This is a genomic window from Streptomyces sp. NC-S4, from assembly GCF_054353315.1.
On sequence record NZ_CM135937.1, the window covers coordinates 7,719,803 to 7,746,075 of the forward strand.

The 26,273-nt window shown below is 73.2% G+C and carries 20 protein-coding genes; 5 read left to right on the forward strand and 15 right to left on the reverse strand.

Features of this window, described 5'->3' with window-relative positions:
- Positions 1-202: 202 nt before the first annotated feature.
- From ACXNSR_RS34570 to ACXNSR_RS34585, 4 genes are all read left to right on the forward strand, one after another.
- A complete protein-coding gene (locus tag ACXNSR_RS34570; RefSeq protein WP_458639266.1) occupies positions 203-1,105 on the forward strand; it encodes a universal stress protein in 903 nt (300 codons plus the stop codon).
- Positions 1,106-1,131: 26 nt separating this feature from the next.
- Complete coding sequence (locus ACXNSR_RS34575) at positions 1,132-1,965, forward strand: universal stress protein (protein WP_458639267.1); 834 nt, start codon at positions 1,132-1,134, stop codon at positions 1,963-1,965.
- Between the two features lie 8 nt (positions 1,966-1,973).
- Complete coding sequence (locus ACXNSR_RS34580) at positions 1,974-4,559, forward strand: cation-translocating P-type ATPase (protein WP_458639268.1); 2,586 nt, start codon at positions 1,974-1,976, stop codon at positions 4,557-4,559.
- Between the two features lie 349 nt (positions 4,560-4,908).
- Positions 4,909-5,175 carry an SHOCT domain-containing protein gene (locus ACXNSR_RS34585; protein ID WP_458639269.1) on the forward strand — a complete coding sequence of 89 codons (267 nt, stop codon included), beginning with the start codon at positions 4,909-4,911 and terminating at the stop codon, positions 5,173-5,175.
- Between the two features lie 28 nt (positions 5,176-5,203).
- Here ACXNSR_RS34585 and ACXNSR_RS34590 read toward each other — a convergent pair whose 3' ends face one another.
- The 13 genes from ACXNSR_RS34590 to ACXNSR_RS34650 form a co-directional block, all read right to left on the reverse strand.
- Positions 5,204-7,558: a phosphoketolase family protein gene (locus ACXNSR_RS34590; RefSeq protein ID WP_458639270.1), complete on the reverse strand. Its 2,355-nt coding sequence runs from the start codon at positions 7,556-7,558 to the stop codon at positions 5,204-5,206.
- Positions 7,559-8,168: 610 nt separating this feature from the next.
- A complete protein-coding gene (locus tag ACXNSR_RS34595; protein ID WP_458639271.1) occupies positions 8,169-9,593 on the reverse strand; it encodes a zinc ribbon domain-containing protein in 1,425 nt (474 codons plus the stop codon).
- Complete coding sequence (locus ACXNSR_RS34600) at positions 9,590-10,162, reverse strand: phage tail protein (RefSeq protein WP_458639272.1); 573 nt, start codon at positions 10,160-10,162, stop codon at positions 9,590-9,592. Before ACXNSR_RS34600 ends, ACXNSR_RS34595 begins: the two co-directional genes overlap by 4 nt.
- Positions 10,159-12,117, reverse strand: a complete 1,959-nt coding sequence (locus ACXNSR_RS34605) for a putative baseplate assembly protein (protein WP_458639273.1) — start codon at positions 12,115-12,117, stop codon at positions 10,159-10,161. The genes ACXNSR_RS34600 and ACXNSR_RS34605 overlap by 4 nt, the downstream gene beginning before the upstream one ends.
- Positions 12,117-12,548 (reverse strand): GPW/gp25 family protein, encoded by a 432-nt coding sequence (locus ACXNSR_RS34610; protein ID WP_458639274.1) that lies wholly within the window; start codon positions 12,546-12,548, stop codon positions 12,117-12,119. The genes ACXNSR_RS34605 and ACXNSR_RS34610 overlap by 1 nt, the downstream gene beginning before the upstream one ends.
- A gap of 21 nt (positions 12,549-12,569) precedes the next feature.
- The gene (locus ACXNSR_RS34615) at positions 12,570-14,486 is read right to left on the reverse strand and encodes a VgrG-related protein (protein WP_458639275.1); all 1,917 of its coding nucleotides are present in this window, start codon (positions 14,484-14,486) and stop codon (positions 12,570-12,572) included.
- Entirely contained in the window at positions 14,486-15,208 is a 723-nt protein-coding gene (locus ACXNSR_RS34620) for a CIS tube protein (protein WP_458639276.1), read from the reverse strand. The genes ACXNSR_RS34615 and ACXNSR_RS34620 overlap by 1 nt, the downstream gene beginning before the upstream one ends.
- Positions 15,209-15,239: 31 nt before the next feature.
- A complete protein-coding gene (locus ACXNSR_RS34625; protein WP_458639277.1) occupies positions 15,240-15,662 on the reverse strand; it encodes a phage tail protein in 423 nt (140 codons plus the stop codon).
- Between the two features lie 55 nt (positions 15,663-15,717).
- A complete protein-coding gene (locus ACXNSR_RS34630; RefSeq protein ID WP_458639278.1) occupies positions 15,718-16,305 on the reverse strand; it encodes an extensin in 588 nt (195 codons plus the stop codon).
- A 2,623-nt stretch (positions 16,306-18,928) separates the two neighbouring features.
- Positions 18,929-19,087, reverse strand: a complete 159-nt coding sequence (locus tag ACXNSR_RS34635; RefSeq protein WP_384936679.1) for a DUF6760 family protein — start codon at positions 19,085-19,087, stop codon at positions 18,929-18,931.
- On the reverse strand, positions 19,084-19,596 hold the full coding sequence (locus tag ACXNSR_RS34640; protein WP_458639279.1) for a hypothetical protein: 513 nt from the start codon (positions 19,594-19,596) through the stop codon (positions 19,084-19,086). The genes ACXNSR_RS34635 and ACXNSR_RS34640 overlap by 4 nt, the downstream gene beginning before the upstream one ends.
- Positions 19,596-20,039: a phage tail protein gene (locus ACXNSR_RS34645; RefSeq protein ID WP_030862950.1), complete on the reverse strand. Its 444-nt coding sequence runs from the start codon at positions 20,037-20,039 to the stop codon at positions 19,596-19,598. Before ACXNSR_RS34645 ends, ACXNSR_RS34640 begins: the two co-directional genes overlap by 1 nt.
- Before the next feature lie 72 nt (positions 20,040-20,111).
- Positions 20,112-21,716 (reverse strand): phage tail sheath family protein, encoded by a 1,605-nt coding sequence (locus ACXNSR_RS34650; protein WP_458639280.1) that lies wholly within the window; start codon positions 21,714-21,716, stop codon positions 20,112-20,114.
- A gap of 235 nt (positions 21,717-21,951) precedes the next feature.
- Here ACXNSR_RS34650 and ACXNSR_RS34655 point away from each other — a divergent pair, with 235 nt between their 5' ends.
- Entirely contained in the window at positions 21,952-23,361 is a 1,410-nt protein-coding gene (locus tag ACXNSR_RS34655; RefSeq protein ID WP_458639281.1) for an RICIN domain-containing protein, read from the forward strand.
- A 42-nt stretch (positions 23,362-23,403) separates the two neighbouring features.
- On the opposite strand, the gene ACXNSR_RS34660 is transcribed toward ACXNSR_RS34655, so the two are convergent.
- Entirely contained in the window at positions 23,404-25,398 is a 1,995-nt protein-coding gene (locus tag ACXNSR_RS34660) for an ATP-binding protein (protein WP_458643471.1), read from the reverse strand.
- Positions 25,399-25,484: 86 nt separating this feature from the next.
- Positions 25,485-26,222, reverse strand: a complete 738-nt coding sequence (locus ACXNSR_RS34665) for a DUF4255 domain-containing protein (RefSeq protein WP_458639282.1) — start codon at positions 26,220-26,222, stop codon at positions 25,485-25,487.
- Positions 26,223-26,273: the final 51 nt, after the last annotated feature.

The window sequence follows — 26,273 nt, forward strand, 5'->3', positions numbered from 1 at the left end:
GCTTCCGCTGCATCCGGCGACGGCGAGGAGGGCCGAACGGACCTCCGCGGGGACCGTTCGGGTCGGCTTCGGGCGACCATCGGCGTCGGGAGGGCCCGATGGGGACTTTCGGCCCCGAACGTGGCCCTGACCGGCCCTCCATGTGAGGGCAGCCGGGGTGACAGCGTGGTATCTGCCCTTACCGGCTCGGCGAGGAGAAACCATGGAAGGGACCATCCGGAACCCGGACAACAGCTCGGTCGTCGTGGGGGTCGACGGCTCCGACTCCGCGCGCACGGCAGCGATGTGGGCCGCTGCCGAGGCCGTACGCCGTGACCGTCCGCTGCACATCGTGTACGGGGCCGACACCGACGCGCGAATCATCTACATGTCGGCCGAGTCCGTCGAACAGGTCCGGCACGCCGGTCGCGTGTTGCTCGACGAAACGGCGGAGGCGGTCAGAGCCGAGTTTCCGAGCGCGCACGTCACCACGGAATTCAGCCGGAGCGATCCGGTGACGGCTTTGCACAGAGCCGCCGCCCTGCACGGCACCATCGTGGTGGGCAACCGGGGCCGGGGCGGCTTCGGCTCCCTCATGCTCGGCTCGGTAGGCCTCAAGACCGCGGCGGGTGCCCGAACTCCGATGATCGTGGTCCGGGGAGCCGGGCAAGCCGGCGAGGCAGGGGTCGTCGTTGTCGGCGTGAGGGACGAGCACGACCTCGGATGCGCGCAGTACGCCGCACGTGAGGCGGAGCTGCGCAAGGCGTCGCTGCGGCTGCTGCACGTCTGGAACATGCTGCAGTCCGTCGGGGGCGTCGTGACGATGCTCGACAGCATCGAGGACATCGCCGACAAGCACGTCGAGAAACTGAAAGCCGTCACGGAGCAGATCCGCGACGACCACCCCGACCTCACCGTCCAGGCGGACGCGGAGAAGAGCGTGTCCGTGGCAGGCGTCCTCGTCGAGGCGTCACACCATGCGGACCTGCTCGTCATGGGCGGCCGCCGCTCGCCCGGATACATCGGCCCCACGCTCGGGCGGGTCACCCACACCCTGGTCCACCACGCACACTGCCCCGTGCTTCTGGTTCCCCGGCACGGTCAAGAGCTCCGGAGCGAGTCGTGAACGGGAGGACCGGCACAGGACGGGACGTGGTTGTCGGCATCGACCCGGCCAGGGACTGGCGTCTGGCCCTCGCCTGGGCCGCCGACGAGGCCCAGCGGCGCAGGCTGACCCTGCACCTGGTCGTCGCAGTGCCCCCGCAGCACGACACCCAGCACGTCGATGACACACCCCACCGGATCGCCCTGAGCCAGGCCGGCGCAGAGACATTGGAAGAAGCCCTGAACTGGGCGCGGGAGCGCCATCCCGAGCTCGGAGCTTCCGGCGACCTGCTGGGAGGAACGCCGGCAGCTGTGATCGGCATGCTGTCGCGAGAAGCACGCATGGTCGTGCTCGGTTCACGCCACCTGAGCCGGACGGCCGAGTTCTTCAGCGCCGGCTCCCTGGTCGTCCCCGTGGCGGCCCAGGCCGACTGTCCGGTGGTGGTGGTCGGCGACGCCGAGCACGTCAGCCAACAGCCGCCCTACGTGGTCGTGGGGGTCGATGGCAGCGAATCGTCGAAGGCGGCGCTCGCCTTCGCCTACGAGGAAGCAGACCTCCGGGGCGCCGAGCTGCGCGCCATCTCGGTCTTCCAGCCGCCGGTATTCCTGCTGCACGACGAGGAGGTCGCCCTCCAGGCGCAGCGACGGCTGCTGGCCGAAACCACCGCCGGCTGGCAGTCGAAGTACCCGGATGTCGCCATCCGGCACGAGATTCCCATCGGGCATCCCGTGGAAGAACTGGCGAAGGCCGCCGAGCACGCCCTTGCCGTGGTCGTGGGCCGCCGTGGCCGCGGCGGTTACAGCGGCATGCACCTCGGCTCCGTCGTCCACGGGCTCCTGCACCGGGCCCATTGCCCGGTCATCACCGTCCCCACCCTGTGACGGCGGTCGTGTCCGGTCCTCCGGTTCAAGCGGAGCGAACAGCGATCTCGGCCCCGCCAGGGCTGACCGCGGCCGAGGCCGACCGTCGGCTCGCCCAGCAGGGCCGCAACGAGGTGGCTCCGGCCGAGCCCGTGCCCGTGTACGCCCGGGTGCTGGCCCAGCTCCGGGATCCCCTGATCATGGTGCTCCTGGGCGCGGGCCTGCTGACCGTAGCCATCGGGGACTACCCGGACGCCGTGGTCATCGGCCTCGTGATCGTGTTCAACACGACCGTCGGCGTCGCCCAGGAGGTCCGGGCCGACCACGCGGTGGCCGCCCTCTCGGCGATGTCGGCACCCGGCGCCCGGGTGCTGCGCGACGGTGCGGCGCGGGATCTGCCTTCGACGCTCGTCGTTCGGGGGGACGTTCTGCTCCTCGCCGAGGGCGACATCGTGGCGGCGGACGCACAGCTCACGCAGGCGGCCGCCCTGCTGGTCGACGAATCGATGCTGACCGGCGAGTCCGTTCCGGTGGACAAGGCGCCCGATTCGCGCCTGAGCGCGGGAACGGTCGTGGTGCGGGGGAGGGGCGTGGCGACCGTCACGGCCACCGGCACAGCCAGCGCGCTGGGCCGGATCGCCGCCCTGCTGGAAGGGGACCGGCAGGCGACACCGCTGCAACGCCGCCTCGCCTCGCTCGGCCGTATCCTCGCCGCGGTCATCCTGGCGCTCTGCGTGCTGTTCTTCGCCCTCGGCCTCCTCCGCGGGCTGCCGCTGTCCACCATGGCCGTGACGGCCATCAGCCTCGCCGTGGCCGCTGTCCCCGAGTCCCTGCCCGCTGTCGTGACCCTCGCTCTGGCCCTGGGCGCCCGCCGCATGGCGGCCCGGCACGCCCTCGTCCGCCGGCTGCCGGCGGTGGAGACGCTCGGTTCGGTCAGTGTGCTGGCCACCGACAAGACCGGCACCCTCACCGAGGGCCGCATGGTCGTCCAGCACGTCTGGACACCCAGCACCGAAGCGGACTTCTTCGGAGTGGGCTACGAGCCGCACGGCGACGTACGGATCGACGGCCATCCCCCTACAGCGGACGAACTCGTGCCGATACGGGAGCTGCTCACCGCAGCGGCCCTGTGCAATGACGCGAGCCTGAGTCCGCCTTCCTCGCCGGGCACGGATGCCGACCGGTGGAGGGCCGTCGGCGATCCCATGGAAGCAGCCCTTCTGGCCGCGGCCGCCAAAGCGGGGTGCGCGGACCCGGCGGACCTGCGTCGGACTCATCCCCGGACGCAGGAAGCCCCGTTCGACAGCCTGCGCAAACGCATGGCCACCGTCCACCGGACGCCGGCCGGAACCGCCCTGACATGTCTCAAGGGCGCGCCGGAAGCCGTTCTCGACTCCGCGGTCCTCGCCGACCGTACCGATCTGCTCCTCGGCGCCCGTCAACAGGCGGCCCTGCTGGCGGGCCGTGGCTACCGGGTGCTCGCCGTGGCGGCGACCGAGCGCAGCCAGGAGCCGGAGAGCACGGCCGTGGCGGAGACCGGCCTGCGGCTGCTGGGCCTCGTCGCCATGAGTGACCCTCCGAAGGCGAGAGCCGCCTCCACCCTGGCAGCCTGCCGCGAAGCGGGAATCACCCCGGTCCTCATCACCGGGGACCATCCCGCGACGGCGCACGCGATCGCCGCCCGGGTCGGCCTCGTGGGGAAGGACGACACGACCGAGGTGGTCAGCGGCCCGGACCTGTCAGCGGGCCGGGTGGAGGACCTCACGGCCGTCCGGGTCTTCGCCCGCACCGACCCCGAGCAGAAACTGGACATCGTCGCCGCCTGGCGAGCCCGGGGCGCCGTCACCGCGATGACCGGTGACGGCGTCAACGACGGGCCCGCACTCCGGCAGGCCGACATCGGGGTCGCCATGGGCGCGCGGGGCACGGAGGTGGCACGGCAGGCGGCGGACCTGGTCCTCACCGACGACGAGCTGTCGACGGTGGTCTCCGCGGTCGAGGAGGGCCGGCGGGTCTACGACAACATCCGGCGGTTCCTCGTCTACGGGCTGGCCGGAGGCACGGCGGAGATCCTCGTCATGCTGATCGGCCCGCTGGTCGGCCTGCCCCTGCCCCTGCGGGCGGGACAGATCCTCTGGATCAACCTGCTGACCCACGGCCTCACCGGCGTGGCGATGGGCGCCGAGCCGGCCGCCCCCGAAGCCATGCACCGCCCGCCCCGCCCGCCGGGACAGCACATCCTGGGCGCCGGGGCCTGGCAGCGGCTCCTCCTCCTCGCGGTGATCGTGACCGCGACGTCCCTGGGCGCCGGAGCCGCCGCGCGGATCTGGGGGCTCCCGTGGCAGAGCGTGCTCTTCCTCGCCCTGCTCGGTGCGCAGCTCGGCATCGCCCTGGGGCTGCGGGCCAGGGTGTTCACCAGGCAGAACCTCTTCCTGCCCGCGTCCGTCATCGCCGCCGCCCTGCTGGCGGCGGCAGCCCTGTACACCCCGCTCCTCCAGTCGATCCTGGAGACCGAGCCACTCGGATGGTCCGGAATCGCCCTCGCGATGGCGTCTGCCGTCATCGGATTCGTGGCGGCACGATGCCTGCGGAGTGCCTTCAGGAGGAAGGCGTGATCACCGGGAAGCGCACGGCGGAGAGCGAGTGACCAGAGGGGGCGGCACCGATCAGGCGTCGGCGCCGACCGCACCCTCGAGTGCCATCCGGACGTCGTCCCGCCGGAACTCCTCCTCGGGAAGGAGACCGGCTTCGGACCCCGTTGCCGACGGCAGACCCGAGGGCCGGGTCGGCGTCCATCTCTCTTCTCAGCATGTCGGGCGATCTGCGGGGCGGAGGGCCGACCGGACCAGAACGCCGCCCCGTCCGGCCCCTGCCCGGACGTGCCGCGGGAACGGACGCTGGTTCCAGCGGGATCCCACGGCTTGACTTCCGTGACGGGTGCCCGCACGGGAAGCGGGTGAAGCCATGTACTGGAACGGACACGGAATGGGTGGATGGGGCTGGTTCGCCATGTCCTTCGGCTCGGTACTCCTGATACTGCTGATCATCGCGATCGTGTTCCTCGTCCTGCAGGGCGCCGGGCGCGGCGCCGTGGGCCGCCCGGATCCCCCGGCGCCCTCTGCCGAGCAGCTCCTCGCCGAACGGTTCGCTCTCGGAGAGATCGATGACGAGGAGTACGAACGGCGGCTGACAGCACTGCGCAGACACCGCCCGGGCTGGGCCGGCCGGTAGAGCGGCCGGCCCGGGGCCCGCGACGCGGTCAGTAGGGCCAGGACCAGTTCACGATCTCCGGGAGGTCGCTGCCATGGGCGCGGATCCAGTCGTGGTGGCGGATCCGCTGGTCGGCCATGGTCTGCCGCAGGGCCGCGGCGCTTCCGGCCAGGCCGGGGACGCGGTCGATCACGTCCATGACCAGGCGGTAGCGGTCGAGGTCGTTGCGCACCACCATGTCGAAGGGCGTGGTGGTGGTGCCCGACTCCTTGTAGCCGCGGACGTGCAGGTGCGGGTGGCCGTTCCGGCGGTAGGCGAGCCGGTGGATCAGCCACGGGTAGCCGTGGTAGGCGAAGATCACGGGTGTGTCGGCGGTGAACAAGGAGTCGTACTCGATGTCCGTCATCCCGTGCGGGTGCTCCTCCCGGGGCATCAGCCGTGCGATGTCGACGACGTTGACGACCCGGACCGCCAGCGACGGCAGGTGCTCGCGCAGCAGGGCCGCCGCGGCGAGGATCTCCTGGGTCGGAACGTCGCCCGCGCAGGCCAGCACCACGTCGGGCTCGCGCGTGCCGTCGTCCGTCCCCGCCCAGTCCCAGATGCCGGCGCCGCGGGCACAGTGGGTCCGGGCTTCGTCCATCGGCAGCCAGTCGAAGCAGGGCTGTTTGCCCGCGACGATCACGTTCACCTGGTCCCGGCTGCGCAGGACGTGGTCGGCCACCGCGAGGAGGGTGTTCGCGTCGGGCGGGAAATAGGCCCGGACGACCTCCGGACTCTTGTTCAGCACGTGGTCGACGAAACCGGGGTCCTGGTGGGAGAAGCCGTTGTGGTCCTGGCGCCAGACGTGAGAGGTCAGCAGGTAGTTGAGGGAGGCGATCGGCGCCCGCCACGGAAGCTCGCGCGCCGTCCGCAGCCACTTCACGTGCTGGGCGACCATCGAGTCGACGATGTGCGCGAAGGCCTCGTACGTGGAGAAGAGCCCGTGCCGGCCGGTCAGCAGGTACCCCTCCAGCCAGCCCTGGCAGGTGTGCTCGGAGAGGATCTCCATCACCCGCCCGCCGCGCGCCAGATGCACGTCGGTGGGCTCGGTCTCCTCCTGCCACGCCTTGCCCGTGACGTCGAAGAGGTCGTCGAGCCGGTTGGAAGCGGTCTCGTCCGGGCCGACGACGCGGAAGTCCCGCCTCTCCTCGGTCTCCCTCATCACGTCCGTCAGCAGGGCACCCAGTACCCGGGTGGGTTCGTGGAGCGAGCCGCCGGGCTTGTCCACCGCGACCGCGTGGGCATCGAGGTCCGGCAGCGGGAGCGGACGCAGCAGCCGCCCGCCGTTGGCGTGCGCGGTCGCGCCGAGGCGCAGGTCACCGGGCGGTACGCAGGCCAGGAGCTGCTCCTTGGGGCGCCCCTCGGCGTCGAAGAGCTCCTGTGGCCGGTACGAACGCAGCCACCGCTCCAGCATCTGCAGGTGCTCGGGGTTCTCCCGTACGCCGGCGAGCGGCACCTGGTGCGCCCGCCAGGTGCCCTCGACGGGGTTGCCGTCCACGGTGGCCGGGCCGGTCCAGCCCTTGGGGGTCCGCAGGACGATCGCGGGCCACGGCCGGCGGGTGAAGCCACCCTTGCCGATCCGAGCCTCGCGCCGGATCTCGGAGATCAGGTCCATGGCCCGGTCCATCGCCCTGGCCATGGCCTGGTGCACGCTGAGGGGATCGCTGCCCGTGACGTAGAGCGGCTCGTGGCCGTAGCCGCGCAGCAGGGAATCCAGCTCCGCCTCGGGGATGCGGGACAGGACGGTGGGGTTGGCGATCTTGTAGCCGTTGAGATGCAGGATCGGCAGGACCGAGCCGTCGCGCACCGGGTCGAGGAACTTGTTCGAGTGCCAGGAGGCCGCGAGGGGTCCCGTCTCGGCTTCGCCGTCGCCGATGACGCACGTGACGAGCAGGTCGGGGTTGTCGAAGGCGGCGCCGTAGGCGTGCGCGAGGGAGTAGCCGAGTTCGCCGCCCTCGTGGATCGACCCCGGGGTCTCGGGCGCCACATGGCTGGGGACCCCACCCGGGAAGGAGAACTGCCGGAACAGCTTCCGCATGCCCTCGCCGTCCAGGCCGATGTCCGGGTACGTCTCGGTGTACGTGCCCTCCAGCCAGGAGTTGGCCAGTACGGCGGGACCTCCGTGCCCCGGTCCCCAGACGCACAGGGCCTCCTGGCCCCGTTCCCTGATCACCCGGTTGAGGTGGGTGTACACGAGGTTGAGGCCGGGCGAGGTGCCCCAGTGACCGAGAAGGCGTGGCTTGATGTGTTCGGGCCGCAGCGGTTCGGTCAGCAGCGGGTTGTCCATCAGGTAGATCTGCCCGGCGGACAGGTAGTTGGCGGCGCGCCAGTGGGCGTCGAGCTCGGCGATCGGGTACTGCGTCATCTCCGCTCCTTCGTGCGACAGACCGAGAGGTACGTCGACTGAGCCGACACCCTCACGGTGCTCTTCGCGGAAGTCGACCGGCAGGGGAGGGTGGGCCCTCGCGGAGGGACCACCGGCCCCTTCTGGCAGTGCCGCGGCGAGGACGAGACTGAAGTCCGACGGGCGCCAGTGTCCCGATCCGCCGCCGGATCCGCGCACTGACCACGCCCGTCGAGCCGGGGCAGTACGGAGAACAGACCAGTGACCGAGACCCTGGTGGTGGGGACCGGCGGATCCCCGGAGCGGCCTCCCGGCAGTCGACCGGGCGTGGCTCTCCCACCCGGGTGGCGCCCGCGTGGCGGGCGGCATTGCTCAGCATCGGCATGGGCCGCGAGCCGCGAGCCGCGAGCCGCGTTCCGGGGCGAGGCCGCGGTCCTCGTCCGTTCCCCCACCGGCACGCGACCCGGGTACGCCGGGGCGCCGGGGGTGCCGTCGAGAGGCCGACACGGGTGGACCCGGCCGGCATCGTCTTCACGTCCGTCCGCACTCGTGGTTCGCGCCATCGCCCCCGGAGCGGGTCGGTGGACGCGCCCGCGCCGTGGCCCTGCGGCACGGGCTCCGGTGTGAGCGGTCAGGAGCGGTTGGCGTTCGACGGGCCGAAGAACTCGATCTCCGCGATGGCGACCTGCTTGTCGGCGGAGGTCGTGTGCGACGACTCGATGGTGAAGCGGACCTTCGTGACTTCACCGGCCGGGAACGGAATCCGCTGGCCGCCCGCCCCCTGGTCCAGGGTCAGCCGGCGCGTGGTGACCTTGCCGTCCTTCCCGGTGGTCGTCGCCGTGACGCGATGCGGAAGGGCCGACTCGCCCGTCTTGTCGGCCCGCGCGGAGACGCCCGGGGTGACGATCAGGTCCAGCAACCGGGTCGGCTCGCTGAAGGTGGCCTCGATCCACTCGCCTTGGCCGGACTGCGAGACACCGGGCCCCCACCAGGTGTTGCTGCGCTTGTCGAAGACGAGCTCCGGCTGGTGGCCGGGATACGAGCGGGAGGCCGCGATCCGGTCCGGGGCGACCGGAGCCCGCTTGGCGAAGTGGTCCCGGGTGGCCTGGATACCGGCGGGCAGGTACACGAAGCCGAGGATCGCCAGGGTGACGGCGACGGCGAGGGCGATCCAGGTGCCGATGCGGTCGAAGACACGGCGCAGTCGGGGGCGGTCGCCCGCCCAGGGGGTCTCGCGGTGCCGCCCGTCGAAAAGACGGCGCCACCACGGCGCCCGTCCGGGTGCGGTGGCCTCGCCGGTTTCGGCCAGAGGCATCGCGCACCGCACGCAGTAGTGGCGGTCGGCACGGTTGGGCGTCGAGCACCACGGGCACGGCGGGCCGCCGTCCACGCCGGGCTGCTGTCCGGGGGCTCGTACGGCGGGCCGCTCGGTGTCCGGTCGGCCGGGCAGGACCGGCGCGGCGGCGGCCGGAGCGGGGCTCGGCGCGTCCGTGTCCGCCACGGGCACCAGGAGGGAGCGGGCCCGGTCGGACATGGTGTCGCTCAGCGGGTGCGCGGCCGGTGCGGCGGGCGCGTGTCCGGCGGGCGCGGACGCGGTCGGCGCGGCCCCGCTCGGCGCGGCCCCGCTCCGTGCGTCGTCCTGCGGCGACGGGACGTCCCGGCGCGCCGGACCCGCCGACTCCGCGCCCGCCGACTCCGCGCCCGGCGACTCGGCGCGTCCCGGCGCGCCGGCCGTTCCCGGGCCTTCCGGACTCGTGGCAGTCCCCGGGCCGACCGTCCCCCGCGAACCTCCGGATCCCGGCGCCGCCCCGCCCGAACGGGCGGCGTCGGCCGGGCCCGCAGGCGTGCCGGCGGGCGCGGTTCCGGCCGGCCGTGCAGCCTCGTGCGGCGGCCCCGCGCCGTCGGCGGCGGGTCCGTGCAGGTGCGACGACGAGTCGGCGGGCCGCGCGGCGCGGGTGGCGCTCCGGTCCCAGCCGAGCACGGCGCCGCACGCGTCGCAGAAGGACTGGCCCGGTTCCGCGCGTGTTCCGCACTCGGGGCAGTTCTGCGTGGTCATGTCTTCGGAATCCTTTCGGTGGCGGTCACCTCGACCGTGTACGGCATGTGGGCGGGGCGGGCGGCGGCGACGAGGGAGTCCAGGCGGTGGGTGTCGGCCGGAGTCGGTTCGGGCAGCCGGAGGGTGACGTGCAGTCGGGGGCGCGGGGCGCCGGGGAAGGGGCCGAGCGGGCGGGCGTTCCAGTCGGCGCCGCCGCTCTCGGTGATCTCGGGTGCGACGCCGAAGGCGAGCCGTACCGCCTCCGCGAGGCCACGTCGGGTGCCGCGGACCCGGTGCAGCGCGACGGCGGCCGCGACGGCGGCCCGCAACCTGGGATCGGGCTCGCCGCCGTCGGTCTCGGCGCCCACCCAGGTGCCGAGCCACCGTGCGAAGTCGCCCGGGGCCAGCGCCGGGTCGAAATAGCTGTCCAGGCAGTCCAGGACGTTGAGGATGGGCGCGAGGACCTCGTCCAGGCCGCCGACGAACCGCTGTGCCAGGTCGTCGTCGGCGAAGACGGCGGGGAGCATCGCGCCCAGCGGGAGCGAGGAGCCCAGTCCGTCGACGGAGCCCCGGTAGGAAGCGGCCGTCATCCGTCGTCCCCGATCACCCGGACGCGATGGTCGAAGGAGAAGACCAGCGAGGGCCGCTCCAGGTCGATGCGGTCGGTCGCGTCGCCGCGCCTGCCGGTGAGGGGGTCGGCGGGGTGCAGGACGACCTGGTCGACGAGTTCCACTCCGGGCACCCGCTGCAGGACCGCGAACAGTTCGCCGGTCTGGACGGGCCGGCCGAAGGGCCAGCCCCGGCCGTCCGCGCCGCCGGTCAGCGGGTCGAGGTGGCGGTAGAGCGCGTCGTGGGCCCGGCGGCGCACCCGGTCGGTGTCTACGCCGCGGAACGCGTGCACCGTGGCGACGACGGTGACGCCCTGGTAGTACGGCGGGCCGACGGCCAGCCGGGTGCCGATGAGCCGGCGCTCGTCCAGGTGCCGGGTGATCCGGCGGAGCAGGTCGTCGCCGGGCACGAGCTGCTCGAAGCGCAGCCGCCCGCCCGGATCGGGGACGGCCTGGGGCACGACGAGGACGCGGACCGCGTAGGCGCCGTGCTCGCCCTCCTCGCCCTCCAGGCAGGTGATGCGCGCGGTTTCCGGCGCGGCGCGCCGGGCGAGTTCCTCGTAGTCGCGCAGGGTGACGGCGCGGTCCTGGGCGCGGAGCGTGATCGGCGCCCGCAGCTTGGCCTCCGCCACCGTCTCGCCGTCGACACCACCTTGTGCCGCCTCGCGGTTGACGACCTCGGCCACGTACGGGATGGAGGTGCGCAGCACCTGGACGGCGCCGCGCGCCACGTTGCCGCCGCGTCCGCCGCCGCTGCGGTAGCGGTGTGCGCGGATCACGGAGCCCTTGGGGGCGACCGCCCCGTACTGGCGCAGCGTCCCGTCCGGTTCGCGGACGGCCGGGCCGAAAGCGATCTCACCGGTGGCGCCGTCCAGGGTGACGTGGCGGTCGCCGGGCCGGGACGCGGCGAAGTGCGGGACCACCCGCCAGTCCTGCCAGCCGTCGTCGTCGGCGGTCTGCAGGAGCAGCGGCGGTTCGTCGGCGACGACCGGGGCGTGGGTGAGACGCAGCCGCTGGCCGGGCAGCCCGGTGGCTTCGCCGAGGGCCTCGTCGTGGACGGTCTCGGCGTGCACCGCACGGGTGGTGCCGCCGATGGTGTACGCATCGACGGAGCGGATGCTCGGCGAGGCGGTGTAGAACGGCTGGCCCGGCAGCGGGTCGGTGACACGGCAGCGGACCCAGCCGGCCTCCCGCCCGCCGTTGCGTGAGAGCACGTGGCCGCCGGGCAGGTGCAGGACGACGTCGCCGGGGCGGTTGAGACCGCCGGTGCCGTCCCGGTCCACCTCGCACGGCTGCCAGCCGTCCTCGGTCCACGCCTCCCACAGCAGGGGCGGCTGGCGCGGATCGACACCGACGCCGTCGACGCGGCTGTCGAGCTCCAGGGCGAGCGCGCAGTGCGGAGCGGCCGCGGTCAGGCCGATGAGCATGCAGTCGCCGGGGTTCGGGGCCTCGGCGAAGCACAGTACGTCCTTGCCCTCGGCGAGTTCCGTGGTGCGGTCAGCGACGGGCTGCCCGCGGTGCTGCACCACCACGTGGGACATTGCGCACGGGACGACGGCCAGGTCGCGCTCGGTGGCGAAGACGACGGCCTCCTCCCGTTCGGTGCGCAGCGTGGCGACCTCGGTACCGGCCGGGACCAGGACCACGTCCTCCTGGGGCGCGGACAGCCAGAAGGTGACGTCCGTGCGCGCCGCGGAGGGCGGGAAGAGGGTGATGCCGACCAGGTCGAGGAAGGCGAGGTGGTTCTTCTCCGGGACGCGGTTGAGCCGGTACACGATCTGGTCCGCCATGTGAGCGACCGTCTCGACGAGCGTGACGCCGGGGTCGGAGACGTTGTGGTCGGTCCACTCCGGGGCGCGCTGGCGGATGTAGCGCTTGGCGTCGTCGACGAACTGCTGGAAGCGCCGGTCGTCGAGGTTGGGGGAGGGCAGGGACATCAGCGGTCGCTTTCCGAGGAGCCCGGCGAGCCCGGCTCGTCGTGGGAGGGGATGACGTAGAAGGGGAAGACGAGGCTGCGCGGGTTGTTCGTCCCGCGGATGGAGTACCGGACGTCGATGAACAGGACGCTCTGGTCGGCTCCGGTGGAGACCTCGACGTCGTGGACCTCGATCCGGGGTTCCCAGCGGTCCAGGCTCACGTACACCTCGTGCTGGATCCGTCCCGCGGTCTGCTCGTTGACCGGGGCGAAGACGAGGTCGTGGATCGCGCAGCCGAACTCCGGGCGCATCGGCCGCTCGCCCGGGGCGGTGGCCAGCACGAGCCGGATGGCCTCCTCGACCTCGCGCTCACCACTGACCAGGGCGATGCCCCCGGTGGGTCCGATGCGCAGGGGGAACGCCCAGCCGGAGCCGACGAACTGTTGGGCCATCAGGGGCCACCTGTCTTCTGGTCATCCGAAGGGGTACTTGATGTTGTTGACGTAGAGGAGACCCATGAGGTCGACCTTGATGGCGCGGATGCCGACGTTGGCGATGGAGTTGACCTGGACCGTGCCGCCGGAGGTGATCATGGTGGCGCCCACGGCCTTGAGGCTGAGCGCGCCCATCGCGTCGATGCTGACGGCGCCCGCGAGCGACTTCAGGTTGACGATGCCGCGGCCCTGGATGTCGAGGAGGCCCCCGCTCTTGATGGTGAGCCGGCGCCGGGCACTGAGCGTCAGGTCGGTCCCGGCTTCGATCGACACCGAGCGGCCGCCCTTGATGGTCACCGACCCCTTGCTGTCGACGGTGATCTCCGTCTCGGTGCGGTCGAGGTCGATGGTCAGCCGGTCGTCACCGCTGGCGATGCGCACGCCCTGCTTGCGCCTGCCGGTCCGCTGGCTGAGCAGGTCGACGCGGTTGCCCTGCCGGTCGGACAGCGTGTGCCGGGCGGCCTTCCGCTTCAGTCCGTCGTGCAGGGGCACATCGTCGATCCGGGTCGGCAGGTCCCGGCCGTTGTAGAGTCCGCCGATCACGAACGGGTGGTCCAGCGCGCCCCGGTCGAAGGCGACCAGCACCTCGTCCCCCACGTCCATCGGGAACACGCCGCCGCCGCCCACCCCGCCGGACTGCACGCTGCGGGCCCAGTCGCTCACGTATGTGTCGTCCAGCCACGGGAACTGGAGCTTGACCCGTCCCTGCTTCAGCGGGTCCTGCACGTCGGTGACGATGGCGTTCGCGACGCCGGGCAGCCGGGTGGCGCCGGCGGCGTCCGCCCCGCCGCCCCCGCCCGCCGCCAGCCCGTAGAGGGAGCGCCACTGCCGTCCGCTGACCGTGATCCACGACTCGTAGTGCTTGCCGTCGCCGAAGACGTGCCGCACGGAAGTGACGGTGTACTTGCCCTCGAAGGGCTTGCCCACGTCGCCGAGGGCCACGGGCACGCCCGGCCTGAGCTCGGGATTGCCGTACACCGCGACTTCCAGCTCGGCGAACGACGAGGTGACGTCGGCGGCCAGGGCCCTGGCGGCCTGCTGGACCTCGTCCTGCCGGTCGTACGGGACGGCGGTCTCGACGAGCTGCGCGGGCGCGAACTTCCCGGCCGCCTGGCCAGGGGTGAGGCCGATGGAGATGCCCGGGTCGGTCGTGGCCGGGGCCGTCTCGACGATCTTCTTCTTGGTGGTCACGTTCCAGCCGCGCGATTGGACCGTTGCGACCTGGTCCGCGGCGGTGACCGCCGCCCGCAACCGGAGGATGTCGTGGCCGGCCTTGAGCACGAACGGGCTCTTGTCGCCGTCGGTCCGCGGGGACGGCGCGCCGGCCGACGGCGTCGGCGTGACGAAGCGGAACTTCCCCTTGGCATCCAGGGACATCACCATGCCGTTCTCGTCGGCGAGCCGGGAGAGGAAGTCCCAGTCGGTGACGTTGGGCTGGCTGATGAACCCGTACGCGCCCTTCGTCGACTGGATCCGGCCGATCGGCACGCCGTCCAGGGCGGCGAGCTTGCGGGCGATGTCCGAGGCCTTCTGGTTGCGGTAGGCGGCGACGCGGCGCCGGCGCATCATCCGGTGCCCGAGGTCGTAGCCGCGGATCACGGTGAAGCTCCCGGTGCCGTCGTAGTCGGCCTCCAGCGCGGTGACCTCGCCGGTCAGCAGCGGCTTGCCGCCGCCCTGGCCGTCGGAGATCGGCGTCAGGACCACCCTCGTGCCGAAGGTGACGCCGAGCCTGCCGAGGACCAGGCGGTACGGGTCGCGGAAGGTCAGCCGGAACGCGGCGGGAACGCCGACGCCCTGGTCTACCCAGCCCTCGACGAGCAGCGGGGCGATGTCGTCGGGGAGCTTCGCGGAACCGATCCGCACCTGCATGATGCTGGAGAAGGCGGGCTGCACCATCAGCGCGACACCTCCTCGGGTGCGGGAAGCACCAGTTCGGTGCCCGACGGCAGCCGGGACGGGTCGTCGATGCCGTTGATCTCGGCGATCGCCCGCCAGACGGTGGCCGTGCCGTACTCTCGCCACGCCAGGGACTGCAGCGAGTCGCCGGCCACGACACGGTGCACGCGCTGCGCGGTGAGCGCGCCGGACGTCGGGTTCTGGCCCTTGGTCTTCCCCGGGATCTCCACCAGGTGCACCTGACAGGTGGCACGGATCGGCACGCCCGTGGTGCCGAAGAGGCTGTACGACGCCTCGACGGAGCTCACGTACGCGACGAAGCGGGCCGTGGAGAACGACCCCCACTCGAACACCACCCACGGTGGCGACGGCTGGTCGGCGGCGATGCTCTTCGCCGTCACCTCGCAGCAGTCCAGCAGCGATTCGACCTTCTTCAGCACCGTGTTGGCGGTCGGCGCGGTCGACGAGTCCAGGAAGATCTCCAAGGTCATCTCGCGCGGCTCGGCTCCCATGAACTCCGGCTTGGAGCCGTCGCGCACGGCCATCGTCGGCGTTGCCTTCCACTGCGCGCGCTGGCTCAGGGACAACTGCGCCGGATTGAACTCGAAGCCGAACGTCCGCATCAGCGCCCCGGGCGTCGTGCTCGTCCCGACCGGCGGCTCGTGGATCGCCAGCGTCGCGCGCACCAGGCTCTTGCCGGCGCCCCTGCTGCTCGTGGCCATGGGTGTGCCTCCCTTCCGCTCCGTCGCGCCGTCAGTCCGTGAACCCGTGGTGGGCGATCTCCAGGACCTCGGTGGCCACGGCGGGGCTCGCGGGATCGAGGACGGGGCCCTGCCAGCTCACGGGCAGGACGTCGATGAGCCCCCAGCGGGCCACCAGCGACCCGTCGGCCCGCAGCGCCGCGATCTGGGCGGTGGGCCGCTTGATCCCCGTCTGGACCGACGAGATCCACTTGGCGACCTTCGAGGTGTCCGGGGTGAGCGGCCGGGTGAGCCGGATGGTGGGGAAGGTGACCCGGGTGGGCAGCTGCCACACGAAGCCGTTGTTACCGCCTTCCTGGCGGTGCTCGACCTCCACCCGCGACGACAGGCCTTCGCATCCGTTGAAGAAACCGAGGCTCTCGCCGTCGATGGTGAGGGTGAACCAGATGGTGGACCCGGGGTCCTGGCGAGGCATTGGAGGGGGCCTTTCTGTCGTTCTGCGGTGGTGGCGCGCGGTGACCGGGGTTCCGTCAGGCGCGCGGATCGCGGAGTCTGCCGATCCGTTCGCGGTCCATGCGCAGTTCGGTACGGACGAGGCGGGTGACCCGGCCGATGATCCGGTGCACCAGCTCGTCCAGCTGGAAGTCGGTCAGATCGCGAGGATCGAACGCGCCGGGGGGAATCGCGGTGTATTCGGGCGGCGGGTCCTCGGCGGAGACCGCCGTGCCGGAGACCGCCGTGCCGGAGGCCGCCGTGCCGGAGGCCGCCGTGCCGGAGACCGCCGTGCCGGAGGCCGGGCTGCCGCCGGGCGGCTCGTACGGTGGCGGCGGTTCGGCCGACGGGGCCGGCGGGGAGGGCTGCGACGACGGCCGGAGGTGCCCCAGCGTCTGGGCCACTCCGGCAGACGCGGAGGCGGCGAGCGCACCGATGGCCCGACCGGAGCCGGAGCCGGAGCCGAAGGAGGGGAAGCGCTGGACCGTGGGCCCGGCGGGAGCGGAACCCCCGGACGGTGCCCCGGCCGCCGGGCCCGCGGGCAACGCCGGAGCCGCGGCCGCGGGCGGCGGGCGCAGCGGAGCCACGGGCAGCGCAACGCGCGCCGTGGCGTCGGCGCCGGGCACGGGGCGCCGGCGGAGTGGAACACCCCGTGCCGGGAAGGCCCGTTGGATGGGAGGAACATCGGCCGTACGCGCAGGTGCGGGCTCAGGCGCGGAAGCGCCGGTACGGGGACCGGGGTGCTCCGGCCCGGCGCCCGGTGCCGTCGGGGCGGCCGCGCCGCCGAGCGGCGCTCCCAGCGGGGAGCGTGGTGAAGCGGAGGGTGCCGGGGACGACATGGAACCGGGTGCCGGGCGCGACGGGGCCGGCGATGACGCGGCTCCGGGAACGGGGGTGCCCGGGGCCGCCAGAGGCGCTCCGAGCCCCGCACGGGGAGCCGCGACACTGCGCTGCACCGGGACCGCGAGTGTCGAGCCGGTGGAGACACGGGGTCGGGGTGCAGGTCCGGGGCCCGTGGCGGCAGATCCGCGCCGTACCTCCGTACGGCCGGGGGCCGACGGAGGCACGGCCGCGGGCGGGCGGGGCGCTCCGGGGCCGGTGGCGAGGGGTCCGCCCTGTGATTCCGGACGGCCGGGAACCGACGGGGGCATGGCTGCGGATTCCCGGCGCACGACGGGCGCGGGCGGGCGGAGCGGTGCGGAGTCGGTGGCGAGGGGTCCGTGCTGTGGCTCCGCAGGGCCCGGGGTCGACGGAGTTACGGTCCCGGGGACGAGGTCGACGACGGGCGCGGGCGGGGTCGTGGAGCGTTGCACCGGGGGCGTCGCAGTACTGCGCCGGGCAACGGGGAGACCGGCGACCGGCGAGGCTGCGGCCGTGGGAGTCCGAACGGAGGCGTCCGGAGACGGTGGAACGGGCTGGGTGGTCGCAATCTCCGGAACGGGCGTCGGAGTTGGTGCGTCCGGCCGCGGCGCGGCCTGCGGAGTCGGTCGGGGTGCCCCCGAGGAGCCCGTCCTCGGCGCGTCGCCCGACGGGCCGTGGTCGGCCGCCGGGGCACCGCGCCGGGTGTGCGTGTGGGGCTGGACGGCAGGCCGGGCAGCCGTGCCGTCGGGTACGGCAGAGGCGCGGGGACCGTCGTCAGGAGCGGACGATGCCATTCCGGGCGCCGTCACCGCTCGCTGAACGGAGGTACCGAACCCGGAGGCGGCTGTTGTCAGCGCCCGCGCGGAGCCGGGGGTGCTGGTCGCGGGTGACCCGGCGTCGGACGGGTTCGTGTCGGCTCCCCCGGACTTCGCCGGTTCGCGCCGCGGGGAGCTGTCGGGTGTGTCCGTACGCGGCACGCTCGCGGTGGGTACGGCTCGCTGGACGGGTGCGCCGGTCGAGGGTGGTGGAGTGGCCGCCGCTGGTGTGGGGGCGGGGCTGTCGGTCGAGGGTGACCCGGACGGGGACGGGTGTGCGTCCGTTGCCCTGGGCTTCGCCACGTCGCGCTGTGGGGCGCTGCCGGGCGCGTGCGTGGGCGGCGTCTTCGCGGCGGGTACCGCTTGCTGGACGGGCGTACCGATTCCGGACCTGGCCGTGGTGACCGCCCGCGCGGGGCCGGGGGTGTTGGTCGTGGGCGACCCGGCGTTGGACGGGTTTCGAACCGCCTCGTTGGGCTTCGCCACGTCGGGCTGCGGGGCGCTGCCGGGCGCGCCCGTGCGCGGCGCCTGCGCGGGCGGCAGCGGACGCCTCACCGCGGGCGCCGGCTCGAACGGCGGTGCGCCCGATTCGCCCGGCACGTGGGTACGCGGCGCGGAATCCTCGGGACGGTGCACCGCGGCTCGCCGTATCGGTGCGCCAAGCCCCGTACGCCTGGCGGCCGGAGGCCGGGGAGGGGTGTCCCCGCCCCGACCGTCCTGCGAGGACGTGGGAACCGCAGCCCGCTGCTCAGCAGCCGGTGCGGAGTTCGGGGCAGCGGAGGCGGACGGGCCGGGGCCGTCCCGGTCGCCATCCGCATCCGCATGCGCATCCGCAGGCAGGGACGCCGGGACGGCAGGAGCGGTCCGGTGCGCCGCCGGCAGGACCCGCGGGCCGGTCGTGGGCGCAGCCGGAGCCTTTGTCAGGGGCTGCCGCGCCCGAACCGAAGAAGCAGGTGGCACGGGCTTCACCTGGACACCGCGACGCGCCGTGCCCGCCGGTGCCGACGTCGAGTCCGGTGCCGACAGGGGTGGCTGAGTACCCGTCCGCGAGGGCCGGTCGGCACGCGCGCGCTGCACGGGAGGCACCGCAGGCGCCCGGGTCACGGGTACCGCAGGTACGGACGCGGCAGGCCGGGCTCCCGCGCGTATCGAGGGCATCCCGGTCGCCGCGGGGGACTGCATGCCGGTCCGGATCGCCCGGAGCGGTGCCACCGGCATGCCGGACGAACGGCCCGACGGCAGGTCCGGAGCGGGCCGTTCGAGCCCCGAGACCCGACGGGCGGACCCGGTAGGCGTGCCCGACAACAGGCCGAGCCCCGCTGCCGGGTTCAGGACCGCGGGGGAGGACGCCCGCGTGAACGACGGGTCCTGCCAGGTCGTCAGTCGCCCGCCGAACCCGTTGTCCGCGACGCCTGCCGGGCCGGTGCCCGCCGTACGCCGCAGCGGCGGAAGGCCGGCCCATGCGGCGACGGCCACCGGGGGCGCGGGTGCCACGGGTGCCGGGGAGCCGTGGGACGCGGCAGCGACGGCGTCACCGCGCCGCCCCCGCAGCCGGTCCAGGAATGCCACCTGCTCAGCCCTCCGTCGCGCCGCGCGTCACGAGGGACGCGATCTGCTCGGTGTACCGACGCCGGTCCTGGTGCTCCAGGTCCAGGATCGTGTCCGGGCCCCAGTGGAAGTGGTAGGCGACGTACGCGATCTCCTCGTGCAGCCGGTCGGTCGCGTACGTCACGATTCCCCCAGGCGGCTCCCGCCGAGTTCCACCTCGAAGGGCTCGGAGCAGTGCGGGCACTGCACGGCCGCGCGGGTGTGGCCCTCTGCGTTGATCTGGCGGTAGAAGTCCTGGAGGAACGCCAGGTCGGACGCGAACATGTTCTCCACGATCCCGTCGTGCACCATCGGGAGCGCGCCCAGCCGGGTGATGACCCGGCCGAGCAGCACCACCGAGAGGTACGCCGGGTTCTCCTGCACGCGCACGTCCCGCAGCGGGACCAGCTCGTCGCGCGCCGTGGACAGCCGCATGACACCGTCACGGTGCACGGTGCCCGCGTCGTCGACGTATCCGCGCGGCAGCTCGAAGGGGAACTCGGTGCGCAGCGACTGGCGCGGCGCCGGGTCGGCCGGAAGGCCGGCGGGTGCGTGGTCCGCCCCGGCGGCGGGGGCCGGGAGGGGGAGGTCCGCCCCCGCCGCCGCGGTCCGGGGAACCGCGGAACCCGGAGCCCTGGCAGCCGAACGACGCATTATTCGATGACCAGTTCTTCGAACACGATGGTGACGGACTCGGTCAGCGCCGCCGCCTCGCCGGCCTTCACCGTGCTCGTCTCGATCTTGCTGCACCAGGCGTTGCGCAGGTTGTAGCGCTTCACCGGGTTGTCCTGGTAGTCCATCATGATGATGGAGGCGTTCTTGCGGGCGGTGCTCATCTGGCCGCGGATCGAGTCGTTGATCCACTGGGTGAACGACGTCGACTGGGTCATGCCCCGCACGACCGTGCACTGTCCGTTCTTCTTCACGCCCGGCAGCAGCGCCACCTCTGCCCGGCCCTGCGAGCTGTTCTGCTGGTAGGTGATCACGTCCTGTTCGAGGGTGAGACCGCTGACCTCGGCGAGGTACTCGACCATCACCCCGTCGATCTGGAGGCCGAAGTTGTGTGACGTGAGGGCGTCACCCGGCTGGAGACTCATGTGTTCGCTGTCCTTCTGAAAGGGAGGAGGGGGCAGGGGGAGGCCGGGGGCGGAGGCGGGCCCCGGGCCCGATTACTCCTCCAGCTCGCCGTTGCCGCTGGAGAACTGGGCCAGCCGGAAGATCACGAACTCGGCGGGCTTGACCGGCGCGATGCCGATCTCGCAGATGACCCGGCCGAGATCGACCGACTCCGGCGGGTTCGTCTCCTCGTCACACTTGACGTAGTACGCCTGCTCGGGGCTCTGCCCGAACAGGGCGCCGCCCCGCCACTCGTTGACCAGGAACGCGGAGACGTTGCGGCGGATGCGCGCCCAGAGGTTGTGGTCGTTCGGCTCGAACACCACCCACTGGGTGCCGATCAGGATCGACTCCTCCAGGTAGTTGAAGTACCGGCGGATGTTCAGGTAGCGCCAGGCGGGGTCGGAGGAGAGGGTGCGGGCGCCCCAGATGCGGATGCCGCGGCCGGGGAAGGCCCGGATGCAGTTCACGCCGATCGGGTTGAGCAGGTCCTGCTCGCCGCGGGTGATCTGGAGTTCGAGGTCGACGGCGCCGCGGACGACCTCGTTGGCCGGGGCCTTGTGCACACCGCGCTCGGAGTCGTTGCGGGCCCAGACGCCGGCGACGTGCCCGCTCGGCGGAACCAGGCGCGACTGCCCGGTCGCCGGGTCGAAGGACTTGATCCAGGGGTAGTACAACGCGGCGTACTTGGAGTCGTAGTTCGCCGTCTCCTGGCGCCAGACCCGGATGTCGCGGGCGTTCAGGCCGGGCGGTGGGTCGATGATCGCGACCCGGTCGCCCATCAGCTCGCAGTGGGCGATCAGCCCGAGCTGGACCGCCTTCACGGCGTCCAGGTCGATCGCGCCACGCTGGTACGCGGCCATCAGGTCGGGCACGGCGACCATGGAGATCTCGTCGACGGCCTCCAGGCCGCCGAAGCCCGTGCGGTCGGCGGAATCGCCCAGGTACTGCGCCGGGCCGGGGTGAGACTCCTCGGTACGGGCGGCCGGGTCGCCGGGCGTCGAGGACGCGGGCGGCGGCACCGGCAGTACCACGGTCTGGTTCTCCGGGCGGGCCGGCTGCGCGCCCGGCGCGGCCTCGGTCACGGCGATGAGCTTGGAACGCTCCTTGACCTGCGTGACCACGTAGGCGCGGCTGCCCTTCTTCGCGGTCACGTCGAAGGTCTCCACCGGCTCGTCGCCGTCCTTGACGATCAGCTTGAAGCGTTCGGCGGGCCCGTCGCCCTCGGCGTCGGCGACCTCGACGGACAACGCGCCGCCGCGGCCCTCCGCGGTGACGGCCACGGTGAAGGCACCGAGCCGGCGGGGCTCGGGGGCGGGCAGCGCGGACGGGGCGGCAGCACCGGTGACCGCAGTGGGCGCGGAGGTTCGCCCCCGGCCGGAGGCGTCCTCGGCGGAGCCGCCGACGCGCACGACATACGCCGCCGAACCGCCGTTGTTGAAGAACCCGTAGACGGAGTGGGCGAGGTAGTGGCCGTCGGTGAAGTCGCCGAAGGCCGCGACGTACTGGGTCCAGTTGGTCACCAGCGTCGGCTCGTTCAGAGGGCCGGTCGACGCCAGGCCGACGAAGGCGGCCACGGACGTGCCGACTCCTTCGATGGGGCGCGAACCGCTGGCCACCTCCTCGACGTAGACGCCGGGCGACAGATAGGACGGCATGCTCTGCTCTCCTCCGGTACGAGACAGGACATCCCCACTGTGGCGCCCGCGTCGCGCCCGCCGGAACGTCCCCCGGTACCCGACCGGGGGCACCGCCGCTGCCCCCGCAGCTGCCCGCAGGGGCAGGCCCCGGCTCACCCGGCGACGGGCCGGGCCGCGCGGGCCGGCCCGATTGCCCCCAGGTCTGCCCCCGCGACTCCTGACCACCGGCGGCGGCGCGGTTAGCGTGCCGGAGGTGAGCCTCTGGACTTCCCTGGAACCCGCCTCCGTCACCGTCGACCCCGGCAGCATTGCGCGCGTGCGCCTGCGCCTGCGCAACACCGGCGACGTGGTGGACGAATACCATTTCGAGCCTGTCGGCGACGTGGCGCCCTGGACGACGGTGGAACCGGCGACCTTGCGGTTGTACCCGGGCACCACCGGGACGGTCGAGCTGACGTTCGCGCCCCCACGGACCCCCGATGCCGCGGCGGGGCCCAACCCGTACGCCGTCCGGATCACGCCGACCGAGCACCCCGACGCCGTGACCGTGCCGGAGGGGAACCTGACGATCACCCCGTTCACCGAGGTGCGCGCGGAACTCGTACCACCGACCGTCAAGGGCCGCTTCCGCGGGCGTCCGAAACTCGCGGTCGACAACCTCGGCAACACCAAGGTGACGGCATCGGTCACGGGCAGCGACAACGGAGACCAGCTCACGTACGAGATCCGCCCCGGGAACGTCCAGATCGAGCCGGGGCGAGCGGCGTTCGTCGACACGACCCTGCGGTCCCGGCAGATCATCTGGTTCGGCTCGAAGGAGGAGCGGCCCTACACGCTCGCCGTGCGCCGCTCCGGCATCGAGCCGTTGGAGGTCGAGGGGACGTACGTCCAGCGCGGCTTCCTCCCCCGCTGGCTGGCCACGTTCTTCGGGCTCTTCCTGGCCATGGCCATCGCCTCCGTGATGATCTGGATCGCATACAAGCCGCAGGTCCGCAGCCAGGCCACCGAGGCGACCGAACAGGCGGGCGCCGTCCTCCCGGCCACCCCGTCCCTCTCCCCACCGCCCCCGCCGTCGCCGTCGCCCAGCGCCGACAGCGCCGAACCCGCACCGGCGAAGTCCGAGAAGCCCAAGGAGGAGGGCGGCGGGGGAGGGCAGTCCCAGAAGCCCGCCGGGCCGCCGCCCGTGGTGCCGGCCGAGAAGGTGCTGCTGCGCAATGCCGCCACCCGGCGGTGCGCCGAACTGCCGGGCCGCGACAAGGGCCAGATCAACATGGCGGTCCAGCAGAGCGACTGCGACGGCACCGACGCGGACAACCAGCTCTGGAACCTGGAGGTGAAGTACCCCAAGCTCGGCCCCGGCGGCAAGCCGCTCTTCCAGATCCGCAACGTCAAGGACCAGTTCTGCATGGACCTCGGCGAGTACGGCGCCCGGCCCGTGGGCACGGGCATCGGCGAGTTCCACTGCGACGGAACCACCGCGGACAACCAGCTGTGGTGGATCGACAAGCAGGACAGCGGCGACTACTGGATCCGCAACTACGCCAGCAACAGCAGGTGCCTCAACGTGAACGGCGGGGCCAACGTCGGGGACCGGCTGAACATCTCCGACTGCACCAACACCGGCAACCAGGAGTGGAAGATCGTCCACCCCAAGACCGACTGACGCCCGCGGCGCCCGGCCCGCTCACCGGGCCGGGTGACCGGGTCACCAGCCGCCCTCGCCCGGTACCAGCCGCCCCGCCTTGCGGTACTCCCGTCGGGCGCCCTCCAGGAGGTCGTCCGACGTCACCTCGCCGCCGCGCCCGGCGGCGCGATAGGCGGCGGTGACCACCGCACTGCGGATGGACCCGCCCGCCAGCTCGAAGTCCCGGGCCAGTGGGGCCGCGTCGATGCCGTCGGCGGACGGCACGTGCGCCAGCCCGTGCCGCCACAGCGCGAGGCGCTGCCCGGCGTCCGGGAACGGGAAGTCGACCACCAGGTCCAGCCGCCGTGTGAACGCCTCGTCGATGTTCGCGCGCAGGTTCGTGGTCAGCAGCGCGATGCCGCTGAACGACTCCAGCCGCTGGAGCAGGTAGGCGCTCTCCAGATTGGCGTAGCGGTCGTGCGCGCCCCTGACTTCGGAGCGTTTGCCGAAGACGGCGTCGGCCTCGTCGAAGAGCAGCACCGCGTCGGTGCGGTCCGCCTCCGTGAAGATCCCCTCCAGGTTCTTCTCCGTCTCACCCACGTACTTGTCCACGACCGAGGACAGCTGGACCACGTACAGGTCGAGCCCGAGGTCGGCCGCGACGACCTCCGCCGACAGCGTCTTGCCGGTGCCCGACTCCCCGGCGAACAGGCCGAGGACGCCCCGGCCGCGCCCGCCGCCCGCGCTGAGCCGCCAGTCGCCCAGCACGCGGTCGCGGTGGCGGGCCCGCAGGGCAAGCTCGCGCAGCTGCCCGAGGGGCCCTTCGGGCAGCACCAGGTCCCCCCAGTCCACGGCAGGCCGGATGCGGCGGGTACGGCTCTCCAGCCCCGAGACGGACTGGCGGCGCGCGGCGCGCCGCACGTGGGCGGCGGTGACCGGACCCCCGTCGAAAGCGGCCAGTTCGCGTGCGGCCTGCGCGGCCCGCCGCACGCGGTCCCCGCCGAGGCGGTACGGGGCCACCGTCGCGGCCAGGTCGAAGCCGGCGCCGTCCGCGCCCAGCGCGGCCAGCCAGGCGGCCGTCCCACCGTCCCGGCGGGCCGGCGCCTCCAGGACCAGGGGGTCCTCGGGGCACCAGTGGGGGTCGTAGGGACGGGGATCGGCCAGCAGCACGGTCACGTCCGGCGCCGCGGCAAGCGCCCGCACCAGCGGGCCGGGCCGCTCGGGCAGCGCGGGGACGACGACTGCCCGGCCGCTGAGGCGCGCCTCGCGCAGCAACTCGGCCACGCGCTCACCCGGCACGGCGCAGCACAGCGCGTCCAGGCCCGCGGCGCGCAGGGCGGTGGCGTACGCGGCCAGGCCGTCGCCCTCACGGTGTTCCCGCAGGTAGACGGTGGCGGTACCGGACTCCAGAAGGGTCGCGAGCCTGTGGGCGAACGGCTCGGCGGCCGGGTCGGGGGGCAGCGGCTCCGGCATCGGGCGCAGGAGGCCGAGCAGTGCGGTGTCCGGCGTGTCGTCGCCGAGGAGATGCCCGATGAGTCGGTCGGGCACGCGCAGTGAACGCGTCAGAAAGGGGCGTTCGGGATCCTCGACCTCCAGCAGACCGAGAGCCGCGAGGGGTGCGCCGGCGTGCAGCCGGGCCCGGGCCGGGGCGGAGTGCGCGGGCACCCCGCACAGGTCGAGGGCGAGGCCGACGGTGGCCCGGCGCCTGCTCACGTCGTCGTTGAGGTAGCCGTACAGCGGTTCGAAAGTTCGGTCGACGTCGGGTGCGAGCGCGGTGAGCACGACGGCGACGTCGAGTTCGGTGAGGCCCGCCCGCGCGGCCAGCCGGGCCAGCCGGTCGGCACGGCCGGTCGCGCCGTCGGTTCCGGTGCCGGCCCCGGTGGTTCCGATGGCGGCGGCGGTATCGGAACCCGCTGCGTCGTCCGTCACCGCCGGCCAGGCGCGCAGGAGGTGGCGCACCGCGCCGTCGGACAGGTACAGGCCACGCAGGGGATCGTCGGCCGTGGGATCTCCGGCGGCCCGCCGTTCGACGAGTTCGGACACCCGCGCGCGCAGCCCGCCGAGACGGACGAGCAGGGCTCGGGCGGGGTCGTCGACGGCATCCTGCGGCGCCCCGGTGCCCGCGGTCTCCGGATCCGGCGCCGAGACGACGTACCGGGCGCTCACGGCGCGTCCGGGCGGCGGGCGACCCCCTGGCGGGAAGCCGCGTTCTCGTCGGAAGCCGCCTTCTCGTCGGAGGCCGCGTCCTTGCGGGCGGCCCGAGCCGCTCGGGCGGCCGCCACCTGGTGCGGACGGTGCGAACGGCCCTCGGACACCGCCGGGTCGCCGTCCACACCACTCACCCGGACCATCGCGCCCTCGGTGACGGGAGGCCCCGCGTCGTACTCCGGGAAGGCCGGGAAGGGCGCGGTCACCACCAGGTCGAGGGACGGCTTCAGCTCACCGCCGAGCGCGGACCAGATCTCGGCGAGCGACCGCGATTCCGTCTGGATGCCCGCCACCGTCAGCGGTACGGACAGATTCAGCGCCCGCAGGGAACCGGGCAGTTCGTCCGGCGGCAGCACCTCGCGGGGCAGTAGCGTCGCGAGCACGGCGGACAGCAGCCGGTGCTCGTCCTGCGGTGTCTTCGTCCACGCGGTCACCAGGTACGACAGCCGGAACCAGCGCGGTGGCTGACTCCGCCGCACGACCACGTCGCGCTCGTCCCGTACCGCCACGTGGCCGCGCTGGCGCCGGGCCACGTCCTCGCGGATGTCGTACAGATAGGTGTTGACCACGGGGGCGTTGCGCCGGGCCGCCCAGTCGCGGGTCGGTGCCTCGAAGGACACCTCGATGCCCGACCCCGTCAACGCCCCACCGCCGAGCAGGCCCTTGAGTACCTCGTCCACCTCGTGGATCACACCTGCGCTCCCGCCCTGCCCGCACGGCCGTTCCCGCCCGGCCCGCCGTCC